This is a genomic window from Sulfitobacter sp. L-8 (assembly GCF_056859255.1).
Genome location: NZ_JBSXOD010000056.1, coordinates 547,256 through 574,020, shown reverse-complemented (window position 1 = coordinate 574,020; position 26,765 = coordinate 547,256). Strand labels below are relative to the sequence as shown.

The 26,765-nt window shown below is 58.5% G+C and carries 24 protein-coding genes; 15 read left to right on the top strand and 9 right to left on the bottom strand.

Going from position 1 to position 26,765, the window contains the following annotated elements; translation table 11 throughout:
* The first annotated feature begins 75 nt into the window (after positions 1-75).
* From trkA to AC13DE_RS19455, 5 genes are all read left to right on the top strand, one after another.
* Complete coding sequence (trkA, locus tag AC13DE_RS19475; RefSeq protein WP_446298389.1) at positions 76-1,452, top strand: Trk system potassium transporter TrkA; 1,377 nt, start codon at positions 76-78, stop codon at positions 1,450-1,452.
* 24 nt (positions 1,453-1,476) lie between these two features.
* Complete coding sequence (locus AC13DE_RS19470; protein ID WP_446298390.1) at positions 1,477-3,024, top strand: TrkH family potassium uptake protein; 1,548 nt, start codon at positions 1,477-1,479, stop codon at positions 3,022-3,024.
* Positions 3,025-3,164: 140 nt separating this feature from the next.
* Positions 3,165-3,404, top strand: a complete 240-nt coding sequence (gene hfq / locus AC13DE_RS19465) for an RNA chaperone Hfq (protein WP_093915014.1) — start codon at positions 3,165-3,167, stop codon at positions 3,402-3,404.
* Complete coding sequence (gene hflX / locus AC13DE_RS19460; RefSeq protein ID WP_446298391.1) at positions 3,401-4,699, top strand: GTPase HflX; 1,299 nt, start codon at positions 3,401-3,403, stop codon at positions 4,697-4,699. The genes hfq and hflX overlap by 4 nt, the downstream gene beginning before the upstream one ends.
* A gap of 100 nt (positions 4,700-4,799) precedes the next feature.
* The gene (locus tag AC13DE_RS19455; RefSeq protein WP_446312417.1) at positions 4,800-5,210 is read left to right on the top strand and encodes a DUF2177 family protein; all 411 of its coding nucleotides are present in this window, start codon (positions 4,800-4,802) and stop codon (positions 5,208-5,210) included.
* 63 nt (positions 5,211-5,273) lie between these two features.
* Here AC13DE_RS19455 and AC13DE_RS19450 read toward each other — a convergent pair whose 3' ends face one another.
* Both AC13DE_RS19450 and AC13DE_RS19445 read right to left on the bottom strand, forming a co-directional pair.
* Positions 5,274-5,837 carry a pseudouridine synthase gene (locus AC13DE_RS19450; RefSeq protein ID WP_483048753.1) on the bottom strand — a complete coding sequence of 188 codons (564 nt, stop codon included), beginning with the start codon at positions 5,835-5,837 and terminating at the stop codon, positions 5,274-5,276.
* Positions 5,834-8,302: a penicillin acylase family protein gene (locus tag AC13DE_RS19445; RefSeq protein ID WP_483048752.1), complete on the bottom strand. Its 2,469-nt coding sequence runs from the start codon at positions 8,300-8,302 to the stop codon at positions 5,834-5,836. The genes AC13DE_RS19450 and AC13DE_RS19445 overlap by 4 nt, the downstream gene beginning before the upstream one ends.
* 99 nt (positions 8,303-8,401) lie before the next feature.
* Here AC13DE_RS19445 and AC13DE_RS19440 point away from each other — a divergent pair, with 99 nt between their 5' ends.
* Entirely contained in the window at positions 8,402-9,274 is an 873-nt protein-coding gene (locus tag AC13DE_RS19440) for an NAD(P)-dependent oxidoreductase (protein ID WP_483048751.1), read from the top strand.
* Between the two features lie 46 nt (positions 9,275-9,320).
* Here the strand turns inward: AC13DE_RS19440 and AC13DE_RS19435 are convergent, their stop codons facing one another.
* On the bottom strand, positions 9,321-9,887 hold the full coding sequence (locus tag AC13DE_RS19435) for a lipid-binding SYLF domain-containing protein (RefSeq protein WP_446297153.1): 567 nt from the start codon (positions 9,885-9,887) through the stop codon (positions 9,321-9,323).
* 141 nt (positions 9,888-10,028) lie between these two features.
* Complete coding sequence (hemB, locus tag AC13DE_RS19430; RefSeq protein WP_446297154.1) at positions 10,029-11,027, bottom strand: porphobilinogen synthase; 999 nt, start codon at positions 11,025-11,027, stop codon at positions 10,029-10,031.
* A gap of 150 nt (positions 11,028-11,177) precedes the next feature.
* Here hemB and AC13DE_RS19425 point away from each other — a divergent pair, with 150 nt between their 5' ends.
* Positions 11,178-11,705, top strand: a complete 528-nt coding sequence (locus AC13DE_RS19425) for a component of SufBCD complex (RefSeq protein WP_446297189.1) — start codon at positions 11,178-11,180, stop codon at positions 11,703-11,705.
* Between the two features lie 31 nt (positions 11,706-11,736).
* Positions 11,737-15,201 (top strand): transcription-repair coupling factor, encoded by a 3,465-nt coding sequence (mfd, locus tag AC13DE_RS19420; RefSeq protein WP_483048750.1) that lies wholly within the window; start codon positions 11,737-11,739, stop codon positions 15,199-15,201.
* A gap of 38 nt (positions 15,202-15,239) precedes the next feature.
* Here the strand turns inward: mfd and AC13DE_RS19415 are convergent, their stop codons facing one another.
* The gene (locus tag AC13DE_RS19415; protein ID WP_483048749.1) at positions 15,240-16,079 is read right to left on the bottom strand and encodes a DUF533 domain-containing protein; all 840 of its coding nucleotides are present in this window, start codon (positions 16,077-16,079) and stop codon (positions 15,240-15,242) included.
* Positions 16,080-16,234: 155 nt separating this feature from the next.
* On the opposite strand from AC13DE_RS19415, the gene AC13DE_RS19410 reads away from it, so the two are divergent.
* Positions 16,235-17,125 (top strand): DMT family transporter, encoded by an 891-nt coding sequence (locus AC13DE_RS19410; protein WP_446312423.1) that lies wholly within the window; start codon positions 16,235-16,237, stop codon positions 17,123-17,125.
* 4 nt (positions 17,126-17,129) lie between these two features.
* On the opposite strand, the gene AC13DE_RS19405 is transcribed toward AC13DE_RS19410, so the two are convergent.
* The 4 genes from AC13DE_RS19405 to mazG form a co-directional block, all read right to left on the bottom strand.
* Complete coding sequence (locus AC13DE_RS19405) at positions 17,130-18,542, bottom strand: protein adenylyltransferase SelO (protein WP_483048748.1); 1,413 nt, start codon at positions 18,540-18,542, stop codon at positions 17,130-17,132.
* 41 nt (positions 18,543-18,583) lie between these two features.
* Entirely contained in the window at positions 18,584-19,033 is a 450-nt protein-coding gene (locus AC13DE_RS19400) for a GNAT family N-acetyltransferase (RefSeq protein ID WP_446312425.1), read from the bottom strand.
* The gene (locus AC13DE_RS19395) at positions 19,030-19,971 is read right to left on the bottom strand and encodes a nucleoside hydrolase (RefSeq protein ID WP_446312426.1); all 942 of its coding nucleotides are present in this window, start codon (positions 19,969-19,971) and stop codon (positions 19,030-19,032) included. The genes AC13DE_RS19400 and AC13DE_RS19395 overlap by 4 nt, the downstream gene beginning before the upstream one ends.
* Before the next feature lie 74 nt (positions 19,972-20,045).
* Complete coding sequence (gene mazG, locus AC13DE_RS19390) at positions 20,046-20,870, bottom strand: nucleoside triphosphate pyrophosphohydrolase (RefSeq protein WP_483048747.1); 825 nt, start codon at positions 20,868-20,870, stop codon at positions 20,046-20,048.
* A 64-nt stretch (positions 20,871-20,934) separates the two neighbouring features.
* On the opposite strand from mazG, the gene AC13DE_RS19385 reads away from it, so the two are divergent.
* The 6 genes from AC13DE_RS19385 to prmC all read left to right on the top strand — a co-directional run bounded on the left by AC13DE_RS19385 (position 20,935) and on the right by prmC (position 26,693).
* Complete coding sequence (locus tag AC13DE_RS19385; protein ID WP_483048746.1) at positions 20,935-22,104, top strand: M20 aminoacylase family protein; 1,170 nt, start codon at positions 20,935-20,937, stop codon at positions 22,102-22,104.
* Entirely contained in the window at positions 22,104-23,069 is a 966-nt protein-coding gene (gene speB, locus AC13DE_RS19380; protein WP_446297163.1) for an agmatinase, read from the top strand. Before AC13DE_RS19385 ends, speB (AC13DE_RS19380) begins: the two co-directional genes overlap by 1 nt.
* Positions 23,066-24,013 (top strand): agmatinase, encoded by a 948-nt coding sequence (gene speB, locus AC13DE_RS19375; RefSeq protein WP_446297164.1) that lies wholly within the window; start codon positions 23,066-23,068, stop codon positions 24,011-24,013. The genes speB (AC13DE_RS19380) and speB (AC13DE_RS19375) overlap by 4 nt, the downstream gene beginning before the upstream one ends.
* Before the next feature lie 55 nt (positions 24,014-24,068).
* On the top strand, positions 24,069-24,503 hold the full coding sequence (locus tag AC13DE_RS19370) for a DUF1499 domain-containing protein (protein WP_483048745.1): 435 nt from the start codon (positions 24,069-24,071) through the stop codon (positions 24,501-24,503).
* A gap of 295 nt (positions 24,504-24,798) precedes the next feature.
* A complete protein-coding gene (prfA, locus tag AC13DE_RS19365; protein ID WP_483048744.1) occupies positions 24,799-25,854 on the top strand; it encodes a peptide chain release factor 1 in 1,056 nt (351 codons plus the stop codon).
* A complete protein-coding gene (prmC, locus tag AC13DE_RS19360; RefSeq protein WP_446297168.1) occupies positions 25,851-26,693 on the top strand; it encodes a peptide chain release factor N(5)-glutamine methyltransferase in 843 nt (280 codons plus the stop codon). Before prfA ends, prmC begins: the two co-directional genes overlap by 4 nt.
* The last annotated feature ends 72 nt before the right edge of the window (positions 26,694-26,765 follow it).

Sequence of the window (26,765 nt, the reverse complement as noted above, 5' to 3'; positions counted from 1 at the left end):
TCATTCAAATCCTTGCTCAGGCGGACTTGGCTCCGCCAGATGACGATATAGGGCGCAACGCCAAAGGAACCCTACATGAAAGTGATTATTTGCGGCGCAGGGCAGGTCGGTTGGCAAATTGCCCGTCACCTGTCCGGAGAACGCAACGACGTCACGATTGTCGACAGTGACGCAGAGCTGGTACGGCGCGCCACCGATACGCTGGATGTCCAAGGGGTCGCGGGTTTCGCCAGCTATCCCGACGTACTGGATCGCGCCGGTGCCCGTGACGCCGAGATGATCATCGCCGCCACCCATTCCGATGAGGTGAACATGGTGACCTGTCAGGTTGCCCATTCGGTATTTGGCATCAATCGCAAGATTGCCCGTCTGCGCAGCCAGTCCTATTTGACCGCGATCTATTCGGATCTGTACCGGCGTGACCACATGCCAATCGACGTCGTGATCAGCCCGGAAAAGGAAGTAGCGGCAGCCGCGCTTCAACGACTTTCCGCACCCGCGGCCTTTGATACCGAAACTTTCATGGACGGAATGGCGCACCTGATCGGCATCCAGATCGACGAAGGGTGCCCGGTCGTCAACACGCCCCTGCGGCAGCTGACAGACCTGTTTTCGACCTTGCGGGCGGTGGTGGTCGGCGTCCGTCGCGAAGGCACCTTATTCGCCCCCGAATCCAACGATCAGTTGTTTGTGGGTGACGCCTGCTATGTGTTTTCGCATCGCGATGACATCCCCCGGACACTCGAGATTTTTGGCAAAAAGACCAGCAAGCTGGAACGGATCGTGCTGGTAGGGGGCGGCAATGTCGGGCTTGCTGTGGCCCAGAACCTCGAGAGCCGCGAAAAGCGTGTTCGTACCAAGATGATTGAAAAGAACCGTGCCATTGCGGAACGTGCAGCCGAAGCCCTGGAGCGCACGATCGTTCTAAACGGGGACGGGCTTGACGCCGCGTTGCTGGCCGAGGCAGGTATCAGCCGTGCCGACGCCATGATGGCGATAACCGATGACGACAAGACCAACATGCTGGCCTGCGTACGTGCCAAGTCCGAAGGATGTCCCTATGTCATCGCTTTGATCAACGACCCGACGTTGGTCCCGCTGATGGAACCTTTGGGTATCGATGCCTACATCAACCCCCGTTCCACGACCGTCAGTTCCATATTGCGTCATATCCGTCATGGCCGGGTACGGTCTGTGTATTCAATCGGCGATGCCGAAGCCGAGGTGATCGAAGCCGAAGTATTGTCAACGTCCCCCATAGCAGGCAAGCGCGTATCAGATATTGATTTTCCCGAAGGGGCGCTGCTGGGGATGGTCCGAAAGGGTGACAAGGTCATTCGCCCGTTGGGCGACACCCGTATCGAAGAAGGCGATGTGATCGCTGTTTTCTGTCTGGCCAAAGACGTGCCGCAGGTCGAACAGTTGATGCAGGTCTCGATCGACTTTTTCTAATGCGGTCCGGTCGATGATGGTGTTATGCGTGATGGCATGAGAGGCAAGCAATCCATTAGCCAGCACGTCGCACAGCTGCCCTTGTTCTTGCTGATTTTCGGGCTGTTCAGTGCGTCAATGATCATTCCCGCGATATTCGCCGTCGTGACCGACGATCTGCTGGCATCACGGTCGTTTTTTTACGCGTGCCTGCTGGGGGTGATCGTCTTTGCGATGATCGCCGTTGCCCACGCAGGCCGCGCGCCGCGCCACGGCACCCTGGGCCCGCTCTTATCGCTATTTTCAAGCTTTGTGTTTCTGCCGGCCATACTTGCCATTCCATTCCTCGAAGCGTTGCCGACAACCCGTTTCATCAATGCCTATTTCGATATGGTCAGTTCGATCACCACGACCGGTGCGGCACTGTTCGACGATCCGGGCCGGTTAAGCGACACCCTTCATCTGTGGCGCGCACAGGTTGCATGGATGGGAGGGCTGATGATGTGGATCGCGGCCTCGGCTATCCTGGCACCCTTACACCTTGGCGGCTTCGAAGTCACATCGCAGGCCGAACCGGGAAACACGATTTCAAAACGCAGCAGCATGGGGCAGGTGAACCCGCGAACGCGCCTGCTGAGGTCCACCTATGCGTTGGCCCCGACGTATCTGGCCCTGACCCTGTTGCTATGGCTGCTTTTGATCGCCAACGGTGACCGGTCGCTGGTTGCGGTCAGCCATGCGATGTCGGTCATGGCTACCTCGGGGATTTCGCCGCTGGGTGGGACCCATGACACCGGCGTCGGCTTTGGCAGCGAAGCGGTGATGATGCTGTTCATGCTGTTTTCCCTATCGCGTTTGACGTTCTCCAAAGACACCGTGACCGCAACGCAGGGCGGTCTGTGGACAGACCCTGAATTTCGCATGGGATTGGCATTGATCATCGGCGTACCGCTGATCCTGTTTACAAGGCATTTTCTGGGGGCCTTCGATGTCGAGGCCGGCACCGAGGCAAATGAGAGCGGCAGCGCGTTATGGGGCGCGATGTTCACCGTGACCTCCTTCTTGACCACCACGGGCTTTGTCAGTTCGTCATGGGGCCAGGCGCAAAGCTGGTCGGGGCTGGAAACCCCCGGTCTTATCCTGATGGGACTGGCTCTTGTGGGGGGGGGCGTTGCCACGACCGCGGGCGGGGTGAAGCTGTTGCGCGTGTTTGCGCTGTATCGCAACGGGGTGCGCGAATTGGAACGGCTGGTGCACCCGCATTCGGTCTCGGGTGCCGGTGCCGTCGGTCGGCGGTTGCAAAGCAACGGTGCATTTATCGCATGGATCTTTTTCATGCTCTTCGCGCTCTCACTCGCTGCGGTCACGCTGTTGCTGACCCTGGTTGGGGCAAGTTTCGAAGATGCGATGGTGATGTCGGTCGCTACCTTGGCGACAACAGGCCCGTTGATTGAATTCGCAGCCGATGCCCCGATCACCCTGATCGAGCTCAGCGATGTGGCCAAAGTGATCCTTTGCGGTGCAATGGTGCTTGGCAGGCTCGAAACATTGGCGATTATTGCGCTGCTCACCCCGAATTTGTGGCGTGGGTGACACGTAATCACCCTTGTGATGCACGTTGAACATAGTTTTGGGGTGGAAACTCCGTGCACGGGTCTCCATAGTTGTGCGAAGGGTGTGCCGGTCTGCGGCCATCAATAAGAATAACAGCAAGAATAAGAGCGAGACCAACTATGGCGTCTGACAGACAGAACCTTCAGGATGCATTTCTGAACCACGTGCGAAAAACCAAGGTTCCGGTAACGATTTTTCTGATCAATGGCGTGAAACTCCAGGGTGTGATTACTTGGTTTGACAATTTCTGTGTTCTGTTGCGCCGGGACGGGCAGTCGCAGCTTGTCTACAAGCATGCAATATCGACAATCATGCCAAGTCAGCCGATTTCGCTATACGAGGGTGAAGACGCTAATTGAGCCGCCCATCATTCCAGATAGACGACACCGATGGCCCGAAACTGACGCGGGCATGGGTGCTGCATCCCGAGATCAAATCTGACAATGACCGTCGTAATCCCGGACCTGCCCTGGCAGAGGCCGTGGCGCTCGCCGAAGCTTTGCCACATCTGGAAGTCAACGGGGCGACGATTGTCCCGCTGCGCACCGTAAGCGCAGGCATGCTGTTCGGCTCTGGCAAGATAGAAGAGCTGAAACGCGAATTTGACGATGCTGAAATTGAGCTGGTGCTGGTCGACGGCAAGGTGACGCCGGTACAACAGCGCAACCTTGAAAAGGAATGGGGCGTAAAGCTACTGGACCGTACCGGGCTGATCCTCGAGATTTTCAGCGACCGCGCCGCAACGCGTGAAGGTGTGTTGCAGGTTGAAATGGCGGCGCTGAATTATCAACGGACCCGATTGGTCCGGGCATGGACCCACCTTGAACGTCAGCGCGGCGGGCTTGGGTTTGTCGGTGGTCCCGGCGAAACCCAGATCGAATCTGATCGCCGTGCCATCGATGACCAACTGGTGCGCCTGCGTCGACAGTTGGACAAAGTCGTGAAAACACGCGCCTTGCACCGGGCAGCACGGGCCAAGGTACCTTATCCGATCGTCGCTTTGGTCGGCTATACCAACGCAGGGAAATCCACGGTTTTCAATCGGTTGACCGGCGCGGACGTCATGGCAAAAGACATGCTCTTTGCCACGCTCGACCCGACGATGCGCAGCCTGGTGCTTCCCGATGGGCCCGAGATCATCCTGAGCGACACGGTAGGGTTCATATCGGACCTGCCAACCGAGCTGGTTGCGGCATTTCGTGCCACGCTGGAAGAAGTGCTGGCCGCCGATATCATTTGCCACGTGCGTGATATCTCGCATGCGGAAAGCGAAGAGCAGGCCCGCAATGTCCGGGAAATTCTGACGTCGCTGGGTGTGCCCAAGGACACCCGGAGCTTTGAGGTGTGGAACAAGCTGGATTTGCTGGATGACGACCGGGCAAATGCCGTCCGCGCCCGTGCCCAGCGAGACCCTGATGTTTTGGCGATTTCCGCGATCAGCGGCGAGGGGATGGACAACTTGCAAGCGGTCATCGCCGAGGCGCTGCAAGGTGCTGTCCGCGAAGCAGAACTGACCCTTGGCTTTGCCGATGGCAAAAAGCGCGCCTGGCTGTTTGCGCAGGAAATCGTGACAGACGAGAAGCAGACCGAAGAAGGGTTTGTTGTGACTGTGCGCTGGTCCTCCGAGCAAGAATCACAATTCCACAGGATCTAACCGCTCAGGATTGATTGCGCGCGGGTCTTGGCTGATACTGCGAGTTGCCGGTCCCCTGCATGTTGTACGGGGGCCGCGTCTATTGGCAGGAACTTACGCGATGACGCTGATTGTCCTATATTTCTTGACGCTTGCGGTTTTCCTGGGGCTGGATTTTCTGGGGTTGAGTTTTTTGGTCAAGCCGGTCTTTGAGCGTGATATCGGGACGCTGTTGCTGGACCGCTTCAGAATACTCCCCGCATTCGCATTCTACGCATTTTTCGTTGCGGTACTTTTATATTTCGTATCCTGGCCGGCGCTGAAATCGGAAAGCGATCTAGGGTGGGTTTTCTTGAACGCCGCACTTTTGGGGGCGGTCGGGTACGGCACTTACGAGTTCACCAATCTTGCCACATTGAAAGACTGGACCGCACGGATGGTGGTCACGGATTTTGTCTGGGGTATCACGCTGAGCGGGGTTTCAGCGTTGGTCGGGGTATGGGGCACACGCATCATCGCGCCATTGACATAGGCTTTTGCGGGGGCCAGCCCCCACGGCCTTTGGCCGCCCCCCGGGATTTTGGACCATTTGGAATCACGGGCCTGTTTCTGACGCGAACCGCCATGCGCCGGGACGCAGTTGATTGAGATGCCAGCCGCCTATTTGCGCACGGATCAAGCGCAGCGTCGGCAGCCCTACGTGGGCTGTCATGCGGCGGATCTGACGGTTACGCCCTTCGGTTATGGTGAGTGCGATCCATGCATCGGGTACGGATTTGCGAAAACGGACGGGCGGGGTGCGTTCCCAAAGGTTTGCGGGGGGCGCGATTTGCGAGGCTTTTGCCGGAGCGGTCTTGCCGTCCTTGAGTATCACACCTGATCGCAGGGCATTGAGGGCGGCGTCATCCGGTGTTCCTTCGACCTGCACCCAATAGGTTTTTGCGAGTTTGTATTTCGGATGCGAAATGCGGGCCTGAAGCGGTCCGCTATCGGTCAACACCATCAGCCCTTCGCTGTCCCGGTCAAGCCTCCCGGCGGGGTAGAAGCCCTTTTCAGTGATATAGGAAGACAAGGTCGGACGCGGCGACCCGAGCGTGCCTTTGTCAGTAAATTGCGACAGCACCCCGTACGGTTTGTTGAAAAGCAGCACCCGGTTCATTTGTCGGCCGGTATCAGCCGTGTCACCCCGACGGCTGCGGCGCGCGCCAGCTCTTCGTCCAGCGACATAGGGATATATTCGCCGCGCCGCCAGAGCTGGGCGAGATCGTCGTAATAGCGCGACAGGAAATGCCCGGATTGACCGGTCGACGTGATGAACACCGACGAATCCGGGTCAGCGAAGTCATAGACGCCGCGATACCCCGCGCCATGCACGTTGAGGAATGGGTTCGGGCCAGTGCCTAGGGTCCGGCCCCGCAGCAGCGTGTTGTCGCCCCCCGAGGTCGACTGACGGATGTTGACAAAATACCGCAGGATCGGAACGTCCCCCAGGGTGGGATGGTCATGGGTCGCCTGGTGAGCATCACCCCAACGCAGGGACTCCAGCTGGCTGCCCCAATTTTCGTCGATCCAGATCAGAGCATCATCCAACGCCAGTCTTGCCATTTCCGGGCAGGTTTCCACCGGTGCCGAATAGAGCACATCGCACCATGCGCCGGCACCGTCCACATTGCGGAACACCCTTTCTATGAACAGGGGTTCGACGTGATCGAACTGCTCTGCCAGGGGGCCGAGTTCATCCTGGATAAGTCGGGCTTGCAGGGCCCGCACCCACGCGGCATAGATCAGCGGTTCGGGCATGTGTTCGTTCATTTCACCGGACCAGCCTGCCAGCAAAGTAAGCGCGCGCTGGCGCTGGCGTTCGGGCGTGCCATCGGGGGCGGCTTTACCGGTGAACCACAGTTCGGAGCCGATCAGCGGTAACAATGTCCGCGCGGTAAAGCTGACCGTGTCGAGCTGCGCCTCGATAAAGCTGTCGCGGGTATGAACCTGTCGACGCTGCATCAGGTTGCGCCAGCGTTGGATACGCTGTGTATCGCCCCACAGAAACGACACATGTTCGGGAAACGGTCGGTCGACGGTCTTGTTGTTGGTATTGCCGATGATGCCGCCGCGCGGGGCCACGAATTCGGGATTATCGGCGTATGGCAGTATCCCTTTCCAGCGGTTTTGCGGTATCCACCCCGGTGTCGGCATGCGACCCTGACTTTGATGCCCAGGATCGCGTGCCGGCAATGCGCCGATGGTTTTAAGTGCAATGGTGTCGACATCAACCAGCGTGAGGTTCTGGGAGGGAGCGATATAGGCTTCGCCGGCCGCGATAGCCTCGTTTACGGTTTTCGCCTCCATCAGCTTCAGTGCCGCCGAGATTGACGTATCCGCCGGGCTCAGCGCTGTCCAGCTAAGCGCGGCCACATGGCCGGCGGGGGTAATGGCGGCAAGGTTGTAATGGCTTCCTGGCAGGACCGGGCCATTATCTGTCCAACGCAGTGTCAGGGTGATGGGATCGGCGTCCTTGACGGTGATGATCGAGGCACGCTTGGTGAACTTCTTGAAACCGTCGGGGGTGCGGTATTCTTCGGTGTTGTCCGGGTTGAGCTCTTCGATGTAGACATCTTGATCATCGGCGTAGGACGAGGTGATTCCCCAACCCAAAGCGGCGCTGCGGCCCGTCAAGATTGCGGGAATGCCCGGGATCGTACCACCGATGACGCCGCCGGACTGCAAACCGAGACGGGCCAGGTACCAAACCGTCGGTGCCGTGAACCCGAGGTGAGGATCATTGGCAATCAACGTGCCGCCGGCCGCCGAACGATCGCGCGCTGCGGCCCATGCATTCGACGCCCCGGCAAGATCGAACGATTTGAAGGGTGACAGCGGAGAGGGATCAAGCGGGATGTTTTCGGAGAATTGTTTCACCCCCGGCATCAGGCTGGCATATTCGGGCAGGGCGGCGATGCCGTCACCCGGCGCGTCGGGCAGAATATCAAGCAGCCGCTTCTGGTCGGTCAACGCGAGTGATGTCCGGGCGCGTTTGACCTCTGCATCCAGGTGACCCGAAAGCTGCAGCGCCAGCAGCTTGACCAGGGCGACTGAATCCGCGGCCCGCCACGGTGCGACAGGTGCATCGAACAGCAGCATTTCAGGCGCACCGCGCCCCAGAGCTTCGGAGTTGATCTGGTCGAGCCGGGCATTCACACCGGAGGCATATGCGTCCAGCACCGCCCGGGTTTTCGGGTCGAGCACGTCGACCGACCGAACCGCCAGAGTATACAGATCGAACCTGCGCAACAGGCGGTCAATGCCGATGGTGGAGGTGCCGAACACTTCGGACAGCCGCCCCTGGACTGTGCGGCGCATGGTGATCATCTGCCACAGGCGGTCTTGGGCATGCGCGAAGCCCAACCCGTAGAATACATCTAGATCGTCAGCTGCGAAGATATGTGGCACATTCGCGTTATCCCGGACGATTTCGACTTCGCCAGCAAGTTTGGACACTTGCACGGTATCATTGTAATCGGGCAGGGATCGCGAGGCCAACCAATAGCCGCCGCCCAATGCCAGTATCACCAGTGCGATCAACAGCATTGCGATACGCATCAGCCATCGAAATATCCGTGCCATATTGTGCTCCTGATTATTCTCGCGTGCGATTGACCACTGCCCGCAGGGTGATAGGTGTTACATCAGCCAATAGCGCAACTGAATGATAAGGAAAAGACGATGGCAAAACTCGCATTTCTGGGACTGGGTGTAATGGGCGGGCCGATGGCTGGCCATTTGCAAAAGGCGGGTCACGACGTTACCGTTTACAACCGGACCGCTGAGAAAGCGCATAAATGGGTGGAACAAAACGGTGGTGCGATGGCCACAACGCCGCGCGAAGCTGTAAAGGGTGCGGACTTTGTTTTTTCCTGCGTCGGTAACGACGACGACTTGCGGTCGGTCTGTCTTGGTGAAGACGGTGCTTTTGCAGGTATGACGAACGGCGCGATCTTTGTTGATCACACGACCGTGTCCGCCGCGGTGACCCGAGAACTGTACGAGGCCGCCGATGCGCGTCAGATCAGTTTTGTCGACGCCCCCATTTCGGGCGGTCAGGCAGGGGCTGAGAACGGTCAGCTTTCGATCATGTGCGGGGGCGATGCAGGGGCGTTTGACCGAGCGTTGCCGATCATGGAAGTCTATTCCAAGATATGCCGCCGTCTGGGCGATAGCGGTGCCGGCCAGATGACCAAGATGTGCAATCAAATCGCGATCGCCGGGCTGGTTCAAGGGCTGAGCGAAGCGCTGCATTTTGCACAGAAAGCCGGGCTCGACGGGCGTGATGTGGTTGAAGTCATCAGCCAAGGGGCTGCCGGTAGCTGGCAGATGGCCAACCGCTACGAGACAATGCTGGACGACAAGTTCGACCATGGTTTTGCTGTCGACTGGATGCGCAAGGATTTGGGGATTTGTCTGAACACCGCGAACGAAATCGATGCAAGCCTGCCGGTTACCGCCCTTGTTGATCAATTCTACAAGGACGTTCAGAAAGTGGGCGGCGGCCGCTGGGATACGTCGAGCTTGATCAAACGTCTGAATTCAGCTGGCTGACGGACCCGCCCGATCCGCAGGTTCTGCGGGTCGGGCGGATCGAACGTTACGGAATGATGCGCGAATACTTGGTGCCTTCGAGTGTGGCCCCGATACGCAGGCCGGCGCGGCCAAAGACAGCGGCCAGAACCGGTGCCAGCGCGGTGGTCGTGTCGGCCTCGACGCTTTCGCCCCGGTCAGAGATGACATATTCCAGATCCGCCCCGGCAGCCCAGCCGGGGGACCGGCGAAACTGCGACAACGCTTGCTCTGTCATGAAGAAAAGCACATGCGCGTATTGCTGTGCACCGATCTGCAACCCACCGGACGCCTTGGCGACTGAATAGTAGTCGACCGTGACGTTATCGACCAGCAACGCACCGCGCCCGTAGGCCCCTCCAAAGCCGAGGCCCGCTTCGGTGACCAACGGCATCACCAACATCCCGTTGGACTTTTCGGCCAATTGCCGGGTGTTGGGGTAGGTGCGGTACATCTCGGCGAGTGTCGCCTGAACGCGGGCGTCAATCATGCCGCTGCCGCGGCTGCCGATGCCATTGCCGCATGCTGCCACTGCGCCAGCGCTTGCCAACGCACCCAAGGTGAACGCGCGGCGCGAAACTGTTGAATAGTTCATTTTATACTGCCTGTAATTGCCTATGCCGATTATTCCGGCTTGTGGGCAACCATATGCCGAAAATTGTCGGGTGTCACCAATTTAGGCGCATAATCAGCGACGAACTGCCACTGAAACGGCGATTTTCACTCCAAACTGCCATCACGCGCCCAATAGCCGGGCCGCGGCAGGTGCGAAATACGTCAAAATGCCGTCGCAACCGGCGCGTTTGAACCCCATAAGGCTTTCGATCATTATACGCTGCTCGTCGATCCAGCCGTTTTGGGCGGCGGCTTTTATCATGCTGTATTCACCCGACACCTGATATGCAAAGGTCGGGGCACCGAACGTCGATTTCACCCTGTGGCAAATATCGAGATAGGGCATACCGGGCTTGACCATCACCATATCGGCACCTTCGCGCAGATCACGTTCGATCAGACGCAGCGCTTCGTTGCTGTTGGCGTAATCCATCTGATAGGTTTTCTTGTCCCCCGTCAGCGCGCCCGAAGCGCCCACTGCATCACGGAACGGCCCATAGAAAGCCGACGCGTATTTGGCGGCATAGCTCATGATCATCACATCCGTATGGTCCGCTTCTTCAAGTCCGGATCGAATGGCGGCGATCCGTCCGTCCATCATATCGGATGGGCCGATGATGTGGGCACCTGCATCGGCTTGCGCGAGCGCCATCTTGACCAAGGCCTCTACAGTGCGGTCGTTGACGATGATACCGTTTTCTACGAAACCGTCGTGTCCATTGATGTTGTAGGTGTCCAACGCAACGTCGGTCATGATCACCATTTCGGGGACCGCATCGCGGATGGCACGGATCGCGCGGTTTGCATTATTTTCAGGATCCCAGGCACCTTCGCAATCTTCGGTGCGGTCTTCGACGCCGGTATAGGGAAAGATGCACATCGCGCCGATCCCCAGATCGGCCGCCTCGCGCGCGGCGTCCACCACCTTGTCGACGCTGCGACGAAACACACCGGGCATTGACGGAACGGGTTCTTCGATTCCTTCGCCACTGCGCACAAACACCGGCCAGATCAGGTCGCCTCGGCTTAGCGCATTTTCGCGCACCAGGGCGCGGACACCCTCGGATTGACGGGTGCGGCGCATGCGGGATGCGGGAAATGGCGCTTGTTGGGGTCTCATGCAAAATTACCTCGGCTGTTATGCCGCTAGGCTTGGCATGTATTTTTGCATGGCTCAAGGCTAGGAATTACCTCAAGGCACCGCTATGACAGGCACAGGTTGTTGGGCGCACGTCCGAACACTCTGGATCAAATCAAAGTTGAGCATACCTTGGACCTTTATCAAAAAATCTTTGAAGTCATTGATATGCGGTCATTTTCGAACCTTTGGTTCTGGATCGCGGTCGCAGTGATATGGTCTTCGGCCAGCCATTGGGTGTTGGGCGTTCCCTATGATATGGTATTGCGTGCGCGGCGTCACCGCGATCAGGCCCAGGTCGATCTTGAGGACATCGTGCGTATCAACGTCAACCGGTTGCTCTATATCGTTCAGGTTTCGGGGCTGTGGATCATGGGATTCGGCTGCTTCTTTCTGACGGTGCTCTTTACGCTGGCGGTCTTCTACAGCCACGAGTTCGCTCAGGCAGTGCTGCTGTTGGCGTTCCCGCTTAGCCTTGTTGGCTTGCTCAGCATCAGAACGGCCCAGCAAATCCGCAACGAAGCTGCCACCGGCGACCTTTTGTTCAAACGCCTGACCCGTCACCGGCTATACACCCAGCTGATTGGGATGGTGTCCATTTTCGTCACGTCGATGTGGGGCATGTACCAAAACCTTTACATAGGTCCGTTCGGCGGTTGACAAAACACGTACCAGGATCAAGTGACACCTCATGGTAAATACCAATCACATAACGCTATCGGGCGTTCCCGAAGGCTACGATGCCCGCGCACTTCTCGATGAATTAAGCAAGACCAATACCCCGGTGCTGCACGTCGCCCGCGATGACAAGCGGATGGCGGCGCTTCAGGCTGCCCTGCGGTTCTTTGCCCCCGGCACACCGGTCGTCACCTTTCCCGGCTGGGATTGTCTGCCCTATGACCGTGTTTCACCCAATGCCGATATCTCGGCGCAGCGTATGGCAACGCTGGCCGGGTTGGTGCATGGGATGCCGGCGCAATTCATTCTACTGACAACCATAAATGCCGCCACGCAGCGGGTTCCGGCCCGCAGCATCCTGCGCGACGCCGCATTTTCCGCCCGGGTCGGGGACCGTATCGACGAAGCGGCCCTGCGGCAGTTCCTGGTGCGGATGGGTTTCGTTCAAAGCCCCACGGTAACCGAGCCCGGCGACTACGCGGTCCGGGGCGGTATCATTGACATTTTCCCCCCGGGTGACCTTGGCCCGGTGCGGTTGGACCTGTTCGGAGATACGCTGGACGGGGCGCGCCGATTTGATCCGTTGACGCAGCGCACCACAGAAAAGCTGGAATTGGTAGAGCTGGCCCCGGTCAGCGAAATCATCCTGGATGAGGCTGCGATCACACGGTTTCGGCAGAACTACCGTATTGAATTTGGCGCGGCAGGCACGGATGACCCGCTATACGAAGCGATCAGTGCGGGGCGCAAACACCAAGGTGCGGAACACTGGATGGCGTTTTTCCACGAAAAGTTGGAAACCCTGTTCGACTATCTGCCAGATGCGACCGTCAGCTTGGACGATCAGGTAACCGGGCAGCGGTTGGCCCGTTGGGACAGCATTGCCGACCAATACGAAACACGCCGCCTTGCCATGACCAACCGGTCAAAGATGGACAGCGTGTACAAGCCCGCGCCTCCCGAAGGGCTGTACCTGAACGACAGCGCCTGGGACGCCGCTCTTGGCGGCAAACGGGTCATCAACTTCAAACCGCTACCCCAACCCACCGGCCTTAATGTATTGGATGCAGGCGGGCGCATCGGGCGCAACTTTGCCCCTGAAAGACAACAAGAATCTCTAAGCTTATTCGGTGCGTTAGCGTCACACATTAAGGTAAAGCTTCAAGATGGGCCGGTGATCATCGCCAGCTATTCCGAAGGGGCCCGGGAACGGTTGACCGGGCTTATCGAAGACGAGGGTCTTGGCGAAGCGATCCCGATTCCCGACGGCACCCGCATCGGCAAACGCGGTTTGTACCTTGCCGTTTGGGCGTTGGAGCACGGGTTCGAGGCACCGGGGCTTACTGTTATCTCCGAGCAGGACGTTCTGGGTGACCGCTTGATCCGGTCGGCAAAACGCAAGCGGCGGGCGGATAATTTCCTCACCGAAGCCCAATCGCTGAGCCCGGGTGACCTTGTGGTGCATGTGGATCACGGTATCGGTCGTTATCTGGGAATGGAGGTCATCACCGCCGCTGGGGCCGCGCACGAGTGCCTTTTGTTGGAATATGCGGAAAACTCAAAGCTTTACCTGCCTGTTGAAAACATCGAGCTGCTCTCGCGATACGGCCACGAGGAAGGGTTGCTGGACAAGCTGGGTGGCGGTGCATGGCAATCGAAGAAAGCCAAGCTCAAGGAACGCATCCGCGAGATGGCCGACAAGCTTATCCGCATCGCGGCGGAACGTGCCCTGCGCAAGGCACCGGTCATGGACCCGCCGCCGGGCATGTGGGACGCCTTTGCGGCCCGTTTCCCGTATACTGAAACCGAAGATCAGATGACCGCCATTTCGGATGTGCTGGATGATCTGACCAGCGGCAACCCGATGGACCGTCTGATTTGTGGCGACGTGGGCTTTGGCAAGACCGAGGTGGCGATGCGCGCCGCTTTTGTCGCGGCCATGTCCGGCCTTCAGGTGGCGATCATTGCGCCGACGACCCTGCTGGCACGGCAGCACTATAAGTCATTTGCGGAACGGTTCCGGGGCTTCCCTCTCGAGGTTCGGCAATTGTCGCGTTTTGTTTCTGCGAAAGACGCAAACGCCACCCGCGAAGGCATGGCCCGCGGTACTGTCGACATTGTGGTCGGCACCCATGCACTGCTGGCAAAAAGCATCAAGTTCAACAACCTGGGCCTGCTGATCATCGATGAAGAACAGCATTTTGGCGTCGGACACAAGGAACGGCTCAAGGCGATGCGCACCGATATTCATGTGCTGACCCTGACAGCGACGCCCATTCCCCGCACCCTGCAATTGAGCCTGACAGGTGTGCGCGATCTGTCGATCATCGGTACACCGCCCGTGGATCGCCTGGCGATCCGTACCTATGTCAGCGAATTTGACGCCGTGACCCTGCGCGAAGCACTGTTGCGCGAACATTATCGCGGCGGACAATCGTTCTATGTGGTACCGCGAATATCTGACCTTCCTGAAATCGAAGCATTCCTGAAAGAACAGTTGCCCGAACTGACCTATCTGGTAGCACATGGCCAGATGGCGGCGGGCGAGCTTGATGACCGAATGAACGCCTTCTATGATGGCAAGTACGACATCTTGCTGGCAACGACGATTGTGGAATCCGGTCTGGACATCCCGACCGCCAACACCATGATCGTGCACCGTGCCGACATGTTCGGGCTGGCGCAGCTTTACCAGATCAGGGGCAGGGTGGGCCGGTCAAAAACCCGCGCCTATGCCTACCTGACAACCAAACCCCGCGCCAAGCTGACTGCGACGGCTGAAAAACGTCTTAGGGTATTGGGAAGCCTTGATACGCTAGGGGCAGGCTTTACGCTGGCGTCGCAGGATCTTGATATCCGCGGTGCGGGCAACCTGCTGGGCGAGGAACAGTCCGGCCAGATGCGCGACGTGGGGTTCGAGCTTTATCAATCCATGCTGGAAGACGCGATCGCCAAGATCAAGGCGGGCGAACTGGAGGGCGTAATCGACGATGACGGCCAATGGGCTCCGCAGATCAATCTGGGTGTACCTGTTTTGATTCCCGAAGCATACGTTCCCGATCTGGATGTGCGGCTGGGACTTTACCGGCGGTTGTCAGGCCTGACCACCAAGGTCGAACTTGAGGGCTTCGCCGCCGAACTAATCGACCGGTTCGGCAAGCTGCCGCGCGAAGTGAATACGTTGATGCTGGTGATCCGGATCAAGGCGATGTGCAAACGGGCAGGTATCGCCAAGCTTGACGGCGGCCCCAAAGGCGTCACCATCCAATTCCACAATGACAAATTCGCATCCCCCGAGGGGTTGGTGACATTCATTCAGGATCAACGGGGCCTGGCCAAGGTCAAGGATAACAGAATCGTGGTGCGTCGTGACTGGGCAACCGAAACCGACAAGATAAAAGGTGCCTTCGCGATTGCCCGCGATTTGGCAGGCCACGTCATTGCCAAAGAAAAACAGGATGCCAAGGTAAAGGCCTGAGCCAAGATCGGCTCGGCCCGGGCTTTACCATTCTTGTTTCAGGCATAAAGCGACGGTACGCCGACCTGCGCGTGGATATCGTTGACCTCGTCCGGGGTCATCCCGTAACCGTTGGCGAGCTTGTGCAAGAACTGCGCCTCCTGCTGGGTATCCAGTTCAATCGCGAGCAAGGCCATCGCATACACCTTGGGCCCCATTCCATCAGGGGTCTGCGCCACAAGATTATCGACATCCACGGGCGCCTCCATCTGTGCCTTGACGAAAGCTTCTTCATCCGGATCGGCACCGTTGAGCTTTGACAGCAGTTTTTCACGTTCCTTGTCGTCGAAAGTCCCGTCCGATTTTGCCGCCTGGATCATCGCGGAAATCATCAAACCGGCCAGGGCTTCCTGATCCTTGGAGGGCGTCACCGGTTTGGCACCGGTGCTGTCGAACTGAGAATTCAGCACAGCCCCGAAATCGGCCTCGGGTCGGTCCGGCGCGGCTTCAACCTTACGGTCCAGTCCCGACATCATCCCGCCCGCGCCCGCAGCGCCTGCCAGACCGCCAAGCAGACCGCCAAGTCCACCCAATCCGGCTGACGAACGGCCGCCGGAAGAGCTGCCGAACCGGTCCAGCAATCCGCCCAAGCCGCCTTGGTTCGTCCCCGAGGTGCCGCCAAGCAACCCGCCAAGCATGTCTTCGATACCGCCGCCAGACCGTGTATTTGCACCGCCGGCTTCCGTGGATCGGTTGTTGCCGCCGCCGGTCAGCCCGCCCAACAAACCGCCAAGGCCACCCCCACCAGCGCCGGACTTGTTGTTCTGCATGACAGCTTTCGCGCCTTTGGCCACAGCCACACCGATAGCCACTTTGGCCAATGTTCTCATCAAGCTCATGGTTGGTCACCCCTGGTTATATTGTTGAACAGTCAACACAGGGAAACAGCCTGTGCTCAGGCCCAACCAAGAACCAAGGTCAACTGTTCCTCTACATCGCGACCATAAGCGGAAATGCGATTGACAAAGCTTTGCCGTCGCGGGTTTCTGTCCAAATGGAACGCAAATCTCATATCGACGCATTCGGTGCCATCGCATTGATCGCGTTCGCGCTTAACCTTGCCTTCAACCAAGTAGTGATCAAGGTGACCAATGGGGGGTTCAACCCGGTGTTCTCGGCCGGACTGCGGTCGCTGGGGGCAATCGTGGTGCTGGTGATCTGGATGAAAATGCGCGGTGTCAGCTTTGCCTTCCCTCGGGCGGCCTGGGGGGCTGCGGTGTTGTCGGGAATTCTGTTTACCTTTGAATTCACCTGTCTTTTTGTCGCGTTGGATACCACGACAGTCAGCCGCGCGTCGGTGATTTTCTATTCGATGCCGGTCTGGCTGACGATTGCGGTAAACTTTCTGTTGCCTGACGAGCGGCTGACCAGCACCAAGATCATCGGCTTGATGCTTGCCATGCTCGGTATTGCGGTTGCGCTCGGCAACAGAAGCGGCGGGCATGTCAGCTGGACCGGCGATCTGCTGGCCTTGTTGGCGGCGTTAAGCTGGGCAGGCATTGCGCTTTTGGTGCGTGTCACCCCGCTTGAGAAAGTGCCGCCTGCGCAGCAACTGATGTGCCAGGTTGCGATCTCCGGGCCCATTCTGGTGCTGATGGCCCCGCTGTTCGGCCCGCTTGTGCGCGATGTACAGTTGATCCACCTGGCCGGACTGACCTTTCAGATATTCGCAGTTGCCAGTTTCGGCTTTCTCGCCTGGTTCTGGCTGATGTCGGTTTATCCGGCATCGGGCGTGGCATCGTTCAGCTTTCTGTCACCGGTATTGTCAGTCATTCTGGGTTGGGTACTGCTGTCGGAACACGTGGCCCTGTCCGTCTGGGCAGCCTTGGCGCTGATTGCAGCGGGTATCTATCTGATCAACCGCAAACCCCGCATGATCGCCTGAGGCACTAAGTCCCGCAGAATGTGGCCGGCACAATTTCATCCTGACTTGGCGGGCGGTGCAATTCGGGGTCGGTCGCCGTAAACGGGGTAGCCAGTGCGTCCATCAACCGATTGAACGGAGCCATGTCGCCCGCAACCGCCGCCTGTATCATTTCCTCGATCCGGTGATTGCGCGGAATGATAACCGGGTTGGCGGCATTCATGACCGCTTCGGGGTCGTCCTCGGCTGCAAGGCGCGCGCGCCATTTTTCCTGCCACGCAGCAAACCCGACCCGGTCAGTGAATTGAGCCACCGCATCATCGCCCGACAAGGCACGGAAGGAATTGGTGAAATCAGCTCCGTCCTTTTGCATCAACACCAACAGGTCATCGATCAACGCGCCGTCTAGCTTGGTGGGGGAAGTGATGCCGATTTTGGCCGCGAAGCGCGTGCCCCACGCGGTTTCGATCTGATCCGACATGGCGTGAACGATCTGCGTCGCTTCGGCCAACGCTGCGTCGGAGTTTTCAAGCAACGGTAGCAAGGCTGTTGCCAACTGCGCCATATTCCACACCGCGATTTGCGGCTGATTGGAAAAGGCATAGCGGCCTTGGCGATCTATCGAACTGAAGACCCGGTTGACGTGGAAGGCATCCATAAACGCGCAGGGGCCATAATCTATGGTCTCGCCAGAAATAGCGCAGTTATCTGTATTCATCACCCCGTGGATAAACCCGACAGACATCCAGGACGCGATCAGGTCTGCCTGGCGGTCACATACCGCGCGCAACAGACCCATCGGGCCGTCCGCGTCAGGGTAGTGACGTTCTATCGCATATTGCGTCAATAGTCTGAGGTTCTCGATCTCGCCGCGGTGCGCATAGACTTGAAAAGTGCCTACCCGCAGGTGACTGGAGGCGACGCGAGTAAGTACAGCACCCGGAAGGGCGGTTTCGCGATAAACGTCTTCTCCGGTAGCGACGGCGGCAAGGGCACGGGTGGTCGGAATGCCCAAGGCGTGCATCGCCTCGGACACCACATATTCGCGCAGGACCGGACCCAGCCAGGCCCGTCCATCGCCACCCCGAGAATACGGGGTGCGCCCCGATCCCTTGAGCTGGATGTCGCGGCGCTTGCCCGATCTGTCGACGACTTCACCAAGCAAGATCGCCCGTCCGTCCCCTAGCTGTGGGTTGTAACTGCCAAACTGATGCCCGGCGTACAACTGCGCCAGCGGATCAGCGCCGACCGGCAGTTCGTTTCCGCCAAGAACGAAGGCAAGGTCGTCTTTTGTCGCGAATTCTAACCCCAGCGACGATGCCAAGGGTTCGTTGAAGGCCAACAGCCGCGGGTTCGCCACGGGCGTCGGATTGATACGGCTGAAGAAACCCTCTGGCAGGGCTGCATAGCTATTATCGAAGGGGGCTGTAATCGTCATATGTCAGATATAGTGTCGACCCACAGCCTTTGCCAGTCCGATCAGAATTTGCGCGACATCAGCATATAGTCATCGCGCGGTTTAAATCCGGCTCGGGCATACAGTTTTTGTGCAATCCCATTGGCACGGGCGACTTCGATATGTATTGCCTTGATCCCGCCGCCAGCCAGCGCGTTCGGGACTGCCATCAAGGCTTCGGTCGCGATGCCACGCCCACGAACGCCGGGGCGAACATAGATTTCGTCTACGAAGGCATCCAGCCCGCCAAATTCCACCGACCACCCGAACGTCAGGATGATATACCCGATCGGCGCGCGCGCGGGTCCGATAAGGTAAGCGACGCCATGCGGAATACCATCCAGCAGCGGCGCAAGGCCGTTGCGTCGCGTTTCTTCCGTCTGCTCGATACCTTCTTCGGCATGATATGCGGCGACCAACGACACCAACCTGTCCAGGTGCTCGGGTTTGGCGAGGGTGAAAGCCGCGCTCATAGCCGGGCCAACCTGGCGGTCAGCAAATCAAAGAACCCGTCGGCGTCGATGCCGTTCATGAAGGTGGCATTGGGTGCACGATCGGTGACGCCCCACCAATCTGCGACCGTCATGCCCATCGTCAGTTCACTGTGGGTTTCGATCTCGACGTTGATATGACGGCCTTGGAAAAGATCGGGCTGAATTAGGTATGCGATGACGCAAGGGTCATGCAACGGAGCGCCATCCGACCCGTATTTTTCCTTGTCAAAGCGTTCAAAGAATTCGGTCATTTGCGCAACCGCGATACCGACCGGGCTGCCGATATCCCGAAATGCGTCGTTGCGATCTTTGGTAACGAGCGCTTTGTGCGTCACATCCAACGGCATCACAACGATAGGCGCGCCGCATTTGAAAACAATATCGGCGGCTTCGGGGTCCACATATATGTTGAACTCGGCGGCGGGTGTGATGTTGCCGCCTTCGAAATAGCCACCGCCCATCAGAACGATCTTGGCGATACGTCTGGCGATATCGGGTGCCTTTTGCAGCGCCGTCGCGATATTGGTAAGCGGCCCTAGTGGGCATAGCGTAACGGTGCCGGGTGCGTGGTCGCGCAAGCTGTCGATGATGAAATCAACCGCATGGCCATCGGCCATCGCCATCGTCGGTTCGGGCAGATCGGGACCATCAAGACCGGTTTTGCCATGAACGTGTTCTGCCGTGACCAGATCGCGCCCCAACGGGCGGTCACAGCCGGCAAATACTCTGACTTCCGGCTTACCGGCCAGTTCGCAGACAATACGCGCGTTGCGGGTGGTCAGATCCAACGGCACATTGCCCGCCACACAGGTGATGCCCAGAACGTCGATATCTTCCGGGCTGGCCAAAGCGACGAGGATCGCCACGGCATCATCCTGACCTGGATCAGTGTCGATGATAATCTTTCGCTGTGTCATGCGGTGCTCCTGTCAGGCGTGCTGCCAGAGCCTTGCCGCAACCTGCTCTCCTTGTCCAGCAGGCTAGGGCGCGACTAGCTGCGTTCCGCGTGCTTTACCGCCTCCCAGAGCGCGTCCATTTCGGTCAGGTCACTGTCCTGCGGGGTTTTGCCGATGTCCCGCAACCGCGCCTCAACACCGTTGAAACGGCGGATGAACTTTTTGTTGGCAGCGCGCAGGGCCGCTTCGGGTTCGACACCAAGATGTCGCCCCAGATTGGCCATGACAAACATCAGGTCTCCGTATTCTTCCTCGACCTCTGCCGGGGTCAGCCTATCGCGGGCTTCGACCAGTTCAGCTGCCTCTTCTGCGATTTTGGCGATCACGTCATCCACGACGGGCCAGTCAAACCCGACCCGCGCTGCGCGTTTTTGCAGCTTGTACGCACGCAACAACGCCGGCAGTCCGACTGCAACACCGTCCAGGATACCATCTTGCGCGTTGCCCGTGCGTTCGGCGGCTTTGATCGCTTCCCAGTCGGCGGTTTGTTGTTCGGCAGATTTATCACGGCTTTCGTCGCCAAATACATGCGGATGCCGGGCAACCATTTTGTCCGAGATATTGCGCACCACCGATTGAAAACTGAAATGCCCTTTCTCTTGACCCATCTGGGTATGATAAACTGTCTGAAGCAACAGATCGCCCAATTCCCCTTCCAATTCAGGCCAGTCACAGCGTTCGATTGCGTCAGCTACTTCATACGCCTCTTCAATGGTATAGGGCGCGATACTGTCAAAATCCTGTTCGATGTCCCACGGACAGCCGGTATCAGGATCGCGCAGGCGCCTCATGATCTCCAACAATCGTTCGATCCCGGCATCCCGGTCGTGGATCAGCGCATCATTTCTGGTGTCGGCCATTGCAGCCCTCGTGTGTCTGGTGTCAGATGCAACCTGACGAACATCGCTCGAGGAGTCCACACCAATGCCCGTTGTCAACCGCATCGCAGACTATGGCCCGGAAATGACCGAATGGCGCAGGCATCTGCATACGATTCCCGAACTGGGCAACGCATGCCACAAGACTGCTGCCTTTGTTGCCGAAAAATTGCGTGAATTCGGGGTTGATGAGCTGCACGAAGGGTTTGCGACAACCGGCATGGTCGCAATCATCAATGGTCAGGGCAAGGGACCGACGATCGGGCTGCGCGCCGATATGGACGGGCTGCCGATCCCCGAGGCCACAGGTGTGGAGTACGCCAGCACCCACGAGGGCAGGATGCATGCCTGCGGTCATGACGGTCACACGACAATGCTGTTGGGTGCGGCCAGGTATCTGGCCGAAACGCGTAATTTTGCCGGGCGGGTGGCATTGATCTTTCAGCCGGCGGAAGAAACCGGCGGCGGTGCCGAGGTAATGGTCGCCGAAGGCGTGCTGGACCGTTTCGATATCTCGCAGGTATATGCGCTGCACAATGCGCCGGGTTTGGACAAGGGCGGCTTCTTTACCTCATCGGGGCCGATCATGGCCGCCGTGGACACCTTTCATATCAACATCAAAGGCTCAGGGGGGCATGGGGCGATGCCGCACCAGACGCGTGACCCGATCGTGGCGGCCTGCGGAATAGCCCAAGCCATCCAAACGATCGTCAGCCGCAACCACAATACCCAAGATGATCTGGTGGTGTCGGTAACACAAATCCACACCGGCACGGCCGACAACGTCATCCCCGACACCGCCTATATCAATGGCACGGTCAGGACCTTCGACACGGAAGTACAGGCGATGGTGATGCGGCGCTTGCAGCAGATCGTCACCGGTCAGGCCCAAAGTTACGGGGTCGAGGCACAGCTTGACTATGACAAAGGCTATCCGGCGACCATCAATACCCCCAACGAGGCGGACTTTGCGGTGTCGGTCGCGAATGATGTGGCGGGCAAAGACCACGTCACCGCGGAATACGGCCGCCAGATGGGGGCGGAGGACTTCAGCTATATGCTGGAAAAACGTCCCGGTGCATATTTGTTTCTTGGGCAGGGCGACACCGCGGGGCTGCACCATCCGCAGTATAACTTTGACGATGCGATCGCACCGGTAGGGGCCTCGTTTTTCGCCCGACTGGTTGAACGGGCCCAACCACTGGGAACGGTCTGATGGCACTAGAGGACGCGAAAACACAAGTAGATCAAGCCTTTACCCGGGAAGATCTTAAAGGTCCGAGCTTTGAAAACGCATTTGGCGGTGCGCCATCATTTCTACGCCGACGTTATACCAAGAACCTTGCAGGCGTGGATATCGCCGTGACCGGGGTCCCGTTTGACCAAGCCGTGACAAACCGTCCGGGCACGCGGCTCGGGCCACGCGCGATCCGCGAGGCATCAACGTTGCAACCCTATGATCCGCCCTATGGCTGGGACTTTGACGTGCTGAGCGAATTTGCCATCGCCGACTATGGCGATCTGGCGTTCGACTATGGCCACACCAGCCAATTTCCCGACGCGCTGACCGCACATATCGCGGGTATCCTGGACGCAGGGGCCGCCAGCGTGGTTTTGGGCGGCGATCACTATATCAGTTTTCCGATCCTCAAGGCCTATGCACGCAAATACGGTCCCGTCAGCCTTTTGCATTTCGACGCGCATTCCGATACCTGGGCAGATGACGACATGGACAGGATCGACCATGGAACCATGTTCTACAAGGCGGTGAAGCTGGGGTTGATCGACCCGGCGACGTCGGTGCAGGTCGGGATCAGAACCACCAATCCAGATAGTATGGGCGTTACCGTCATCGACGCCCGCGAAGTCCATGAAAAAGGACCCCAAGCTGCTGTCAGCAAGATAAAACAAATACTTGGCGACCGGCCTTGCTATCTTACATTCGATATCGACGCCCTTGACCCGGCCTATGCTCCGGGTACCGGAACGCCAGTCTGGGGTGGTTTGACGTCGGCACAATGCGCGATCATGTTGCGGGACCTGGCCGGGATCAACATAGTCGGCGGGGATGTGGTCGAAGTGTCACCACCGTTTGATACAACAGGTGCCACAGCGATTGCCGGGGCGCATGTGGCGACCGAGATTCTTTGCCTGTTGGGCTGGAGGATGCGCAACACATGAACCCAAGCAATCAACCTATCAGCGGCAACGACTTGGCCCGGTTTTCAGGCCCGAATACATTCATGCGGCTTCCTCATGCCGGTGATCTGAGTGGACTGGATGTCGCCATATTGGGCATACCCTTGGACATCGGCACATCGTGGCGGTCGGGAACACGCTTTGGCCCCAAGCAGGTGCGGTCTGAAAGCGCGATGCTGAGACCCTACAACCTGGCAACCGGGGCCGCCCCATTCGATTCACTTCAGGTGGCCGACATTGGCGATCTGGCAATCAATACCTTTTCGTTAAGTAAGAGTTTGTCAATAATCAAAGACAGTTACGACGCGATACTGAAGCACGACGTTACCCCGTTGGCGATCGGGGGTGACCATTCGATCACGCTGCCGATCCTGCGAGCGATGGCAAGGCAACACGGACCGCTGGCGCTTATCCACATCGACGCGCATGCCGATGTAAATGATGAGATGTTCGGAGAGCGTGAGACCCACGGTACGGTTTTTCGACGGGCCTATGAAGAAGAGCTTATAAATCCTTATAAAACATATCAGATTGGTTTGAGGGGTACGGGATACGGTGCGGATGATTTCACCGAAGCCGCCGCGTGGGGGTTTCAGCAATTTCCGGCCCACGAACTGTGGCACCGCAGCCTCGCCGCGCTTGGCGCGGGAATCCGAACAGATATCGGCGACGCACCTGTCTATCTGACCTACGATATCGACAGCCTGGACCCGGCCTATGCGCCGGGTACCGGCACGCCAGAAATCGGCGGTCTCACCACGCCTCAGGCTATGGAGTTACTGCGTGCCTTCAAGGGGCTGAATATCGTAGGCGCAGATCTTGTCGAGGTATCGCCGCCCTATGACACCTCGGGAAACACAGCGTTGACCGGTGCAAATATCCTGTTTGAAATCTTATCGGTCTTACCTGGGGTTGCATACCGTTGAAACCGCCGGACGCTCCGCGGGGAGTTTCAAGGGCAAAATGAAAGGACATCCAGCGATGTGGATCTTGATCGGGGTGCTGGCACTGATCGGCGCGGTGCAGGTCTATGTGCGCTTTGCGCCGACGCAAGCGGACCGCTGGGTCATTGTTCCGAACGAGAAAACTGTCGGCGATTATCGATACGATAATGGTTTTATGGTGGTAAGGGATGTTGACGGGAGCAGGGACAGCGTTTTGAAGCTGTTTGATCAGGAAATGCTGAAGGTGCCGCGGACCCGCAGGATTGCAACCATATCAGGGCAGAATATCTATGAGTCGCGCTCCAAGCTATGGGGTTTTCCGGATTACACGACGGTATCGGTCGCACCCTTGCCGGGAATGGAGCAGTCGCGTGCCGTGATTTTCAGCCGCCTGCGGTTCGGGAAATCAGATATGGGCGTGAACCGCAAGCGGATGAACCATATCTTGCGGCGGCTGGGGCTTGAGCTTTGACGACAGGGTCTGACAGCCTGATTGTATCTCTCGCCACATCGGGACGTTCAGTGACATTTGGCATTGCGCCAGAAAGCTGCGGCCGTTCACCTTGAGGCAAATGGTATCGCCTAGCTCTATCCTGCCGCCGCTGCGATCCGTGCAGTAGCAATCCACCGGTCGACCGTCCGGATATGTCGGGTTGGCCGGTACGTTGACCGGCAACAGCACGAAAAGCAGCAATATCGGTTTCATAAGACGACGATAGCACAGAGCGGCTCTTGACCAAAGCGCCGTCATCAGCGACATCCAACCTATGATCCCCATGGACCGCCTTGCCCAGATTATCCAACGTTTCCAGTTTCTGGAGGCGTCGATGTCGGCTGGGTCTGACGGTGCGGATTTTGCCAAGCTTGCCAAGGAATACGCGGATTTGCGGCCCGTGGTCGACCAGATCGAGACCTATCGTCGGTTGCTGGGCGATATGGAAGACGCGCAGGCCATGCTGAAAGACCCCGAAATGGCTGAATTGGCCGAAGAGGAAATTCCGCGCCTCAAGGCGGCCCTGCCCAAGGCCGAGACCGCCTTGCAGCTGGCGCTGTTGCCCAAAGACGCCGCCGATGCAAAGCCGGCCATCCTGGAAATCCGTCCCGGAACCGGCGGCGATGAGGCGGCGTTGTTTGCGGCGGATCTTTTGCGGATGTATCAACGCTATGCCGAGGCGCAGGGGTGGAAATTTGACCTGATCGAAGAGCAGTTGACCGAACTTGGCGGCATCAAGGAGGTTGTGGCGCATATCAAGGGGCAGAACGTATTCGCGCGGCTCAAATACGAATCCGGGGTGCACAGGGTACAGCGCGTTCCCACCACTGAAAGCGGTGGCAGGGTGCATACGTCGGCCGCCACTGTTGCCGTGCTGCCCGAAGCGGAGGATGTGGACATACACGTGAACGCCAATGATCTGCGCATCGATACCATGCGCAGTTCCGGGGCGGGGGGCCAACACGTCAACACCACTGATTCAGCCGTTCGCATCACGCATATTCCGACCGGCCTTGTCGTTACGTCTTCTGAGAAATCGCAGCATCGCAACCGTGAAATTGCCATGCAGGTGCTGAAGTCGCGGCTGTATGACATGGAGCGCAACCGGGTCGACCGCGAGCGTTCGGCCGATCGTGCGGCTCAGGTCGGGTCTGGCGACCGGTCCGAACGTATCCGGACCTACAACTTCCCGCAGGGCCGGATGACAGACCACCGGATCAACCTGACCCTTTATCGGTTGGATTCGGTCATGCAAGGCGATCTGGACGAGATTATCGACGCCCTTACAGCCGATGCGACGGCGCGGATCATGGCGGAAATGGGCCAATGACCGCTCCCACAGCCGCTCAGGCCATGGCGGCGGCGACCGCCCGGCTGCGCGCCGCAGGTGTGCCTGACCCGGCGCGGGATGCTCGAGTTCTGTTAGCGCACGCCGCATCGGTCGATGCCGCGCGCATAACGTTGATCGCCCCGGAGGAAATAGCGCCCGACATAGCGGAACGGTTCGAGAACCTTGTCGCGTTGCGGGCGGTGCGGGTCCCGGTTTCACACCTGGTCGGGCAACGTGCTTTTTACGGACGCGATTTCAAGGTGAGCCGCGATGTGCTTGATCCTCGGCCTGAAACAGAAAGCCTGATAGAACTGTCCCTGTCGGAACCGTTCAACCGTGTGCTCGACCTGGGCACCGGATCGGGCTGTATACTGGTGACCTTGCTGGCGGAACAGACCAACGCCCAAGGCATGGGGCTTGATCTGTCAGAGGCCGCATGCCTGCAAGCCAGCGCCAACGCCGTGTTGCACGGGGTCGCCGGGCGGGCCGACATACGGCAATCAGACTGGTTCGATGCCGCTGAAGGTCGGTTCGATCTGATCGTTGCGAACCCGCCCTATCTGGCAAAAAGCGAAATGCTTTCCGTGGCGCCGGAATTGCGCCTGCACGAGCCCGAAATGGCATTGACCGACGGTCATGATGGGCTGAGCGCGTACCGGATTATCGCGTCGCAAGCACAGGGATATCTGACCGCCACGGGCCGGGTATTGGCGGAAATCGGCTGGCAGCAAGGCCCCGAGGTCGCCGCGATATTCAGGGATGGCGGTTGGGGCAGGGTGCGTATCCTCCCTGATCTAGACGGGCGTGACCGTGTCCTTTGGGCCGACACACCAGCCTAGAGTCACTAAAAAATCGTGTTTTCCCGCGATTTGCGGTAATTTATGCTTGCCCAAGGTCGATAGCCGTGCTTA

Coding starts and splice junctions, on each gene's coding strand:
- AC13DE_RS19405 (WP_483048748.1), bottom strand. CDS start 18,542: ATGACGATTACAGCCCCCTTCGATAATAGCTATGCAGCCCTGCCAGAG.
- mfd (WP_483048750.1), top strand. CDS start 11,737: ATGGTAAATACCAATCACATAACGCTATCGGGCGTTCCCGAAGGCTAC.
- AC13DE_RS19395 (WP_446312426.1), bottom strand. CDS start 19,971: ATGACACAGCGAAAGATTATCATCGACACTGATCCAGGTCAGGATGAT.
- AC13DE_RS19415 (WP_483048749.1), bottom strand. CDS start 16,079: ATGAGCTTGATGAGAACATTGGCCAAAGTGGCTATCGGTGTGGCTGTG.
- AC13DE_RS19385 (WP_483048746.1), top strand. CDS start 20,935: ATGCCCGTTGTCAACCGCATCGCAGACTATGGCCCGGAAATGACCGAA.
- AC13DE_RS19450 (WP_483048753.1), bottom strand. CDS start 5,837: ATGAACCGGGTGCTGCTTTTCAACAAACCGTACGGGGTGCTGTCGCAA.
- AC13DE_RS19440 (WP_483048751.1), top strand. CDS start 8,402: ATGGCAAAACTCGCATTTCTGGGACTGGGTGTAATGGGCGGGCCGATG.
- trkA (WP_446298389.1), top strand. CDS start 76: ATGAAAGTGATTATTTGCGGCGCAGGGCAGGTCGGTTGGCAAATTGCC.
- hfq (WP_093915014.1), top strand. CDS start 3,165: ATGGCGTCTGACAGACAGAACCTTCAGGATGCATTTCTGAACCACGTG.
- AC13DE_RS19370 (WP_483048745.1), top strand. CDS start 24,069: ATGTGGATCTTGATCGGGGTGCTGGCACTGATCGGCGCGGTGCAGGTC.
- mazG (WP_483048747.1), bottom strand. CDS start 20,870: ATGGCCGACACCAGAAATGATGCGCTGATCCACGACCGGGATGCCGGG.
- prmC (WP_446297168.1), top strand. CDS start 25,851: ATGACCGCTCCCACAGCCGCTCAGGCCATGGCGGCGGCGACCGCCCGG.
- AC13DE_RS19470 (WP_446298390.1), top strand. CDS start 1,477: ATGCGTGATGGCATGAGAGGCAAGCAATCCATTAGCCAGCACGTCGCA.
- AC13DE_RS19410 (WP_446312423.1), top strand. CDS start 16,235: ATGGAACGCAAATCTCATATCGACGCATTCGGTGCCATCGCATTGATC.
- speB (WP_446297163.1), top strand. CDS start 22,104: ATGGCACTAGAGGACGCGAAAACACAAGTAGATCAAGCCTTTACCCGG.
- AC13DE_RS19455 (WP_446312417.1), top strand. CDS start 4,800: ATGACGCTGATTGTCCTATATTTCTTGACGCTTGCGGTTTTCCTGGGG.
- speB (WP_446297164.1), top strand. CDS start 23,066: ATGAACCCAAGCAATCAACCTATCAGCGGCAACGACTTGGCCCGGTTT.
- AC13DE_RS19445 (WP_483048752.1), bottom strand. CDS start 8,302: ATGGCACGGATATTTCGATGGCTGATGCGTATCGCAATGCTGTTGATC.
- prfA (WP_483048744.1), top strand. CDS start 24,799: ATGATCCCCATGGACCGCCTTGCCCAGATTATCCAACGTTTCCAGTTT.
- AC13DE_RS19400 (WP_446312425.1), bottom strand. CDS start 19,033: ATGAGCGCGGCTTTCACCCTCGCCAAACCCGAGCACCTGGACAGGTTG.
- AC13DE_RS19435 (WP_446297153.1), bottom strand. CDS start 9,887: ATGAACTATTCAACAGTTTCGCGCCGCGCGTTCACCTTGGGTGCGTTG.
- hemB (WP_446297154.1), bottom strand. CDS start 11,027: ATGAGACCCCAACAAGCGCCATTTCCCGCATCCCGCATGCGCCGCACC.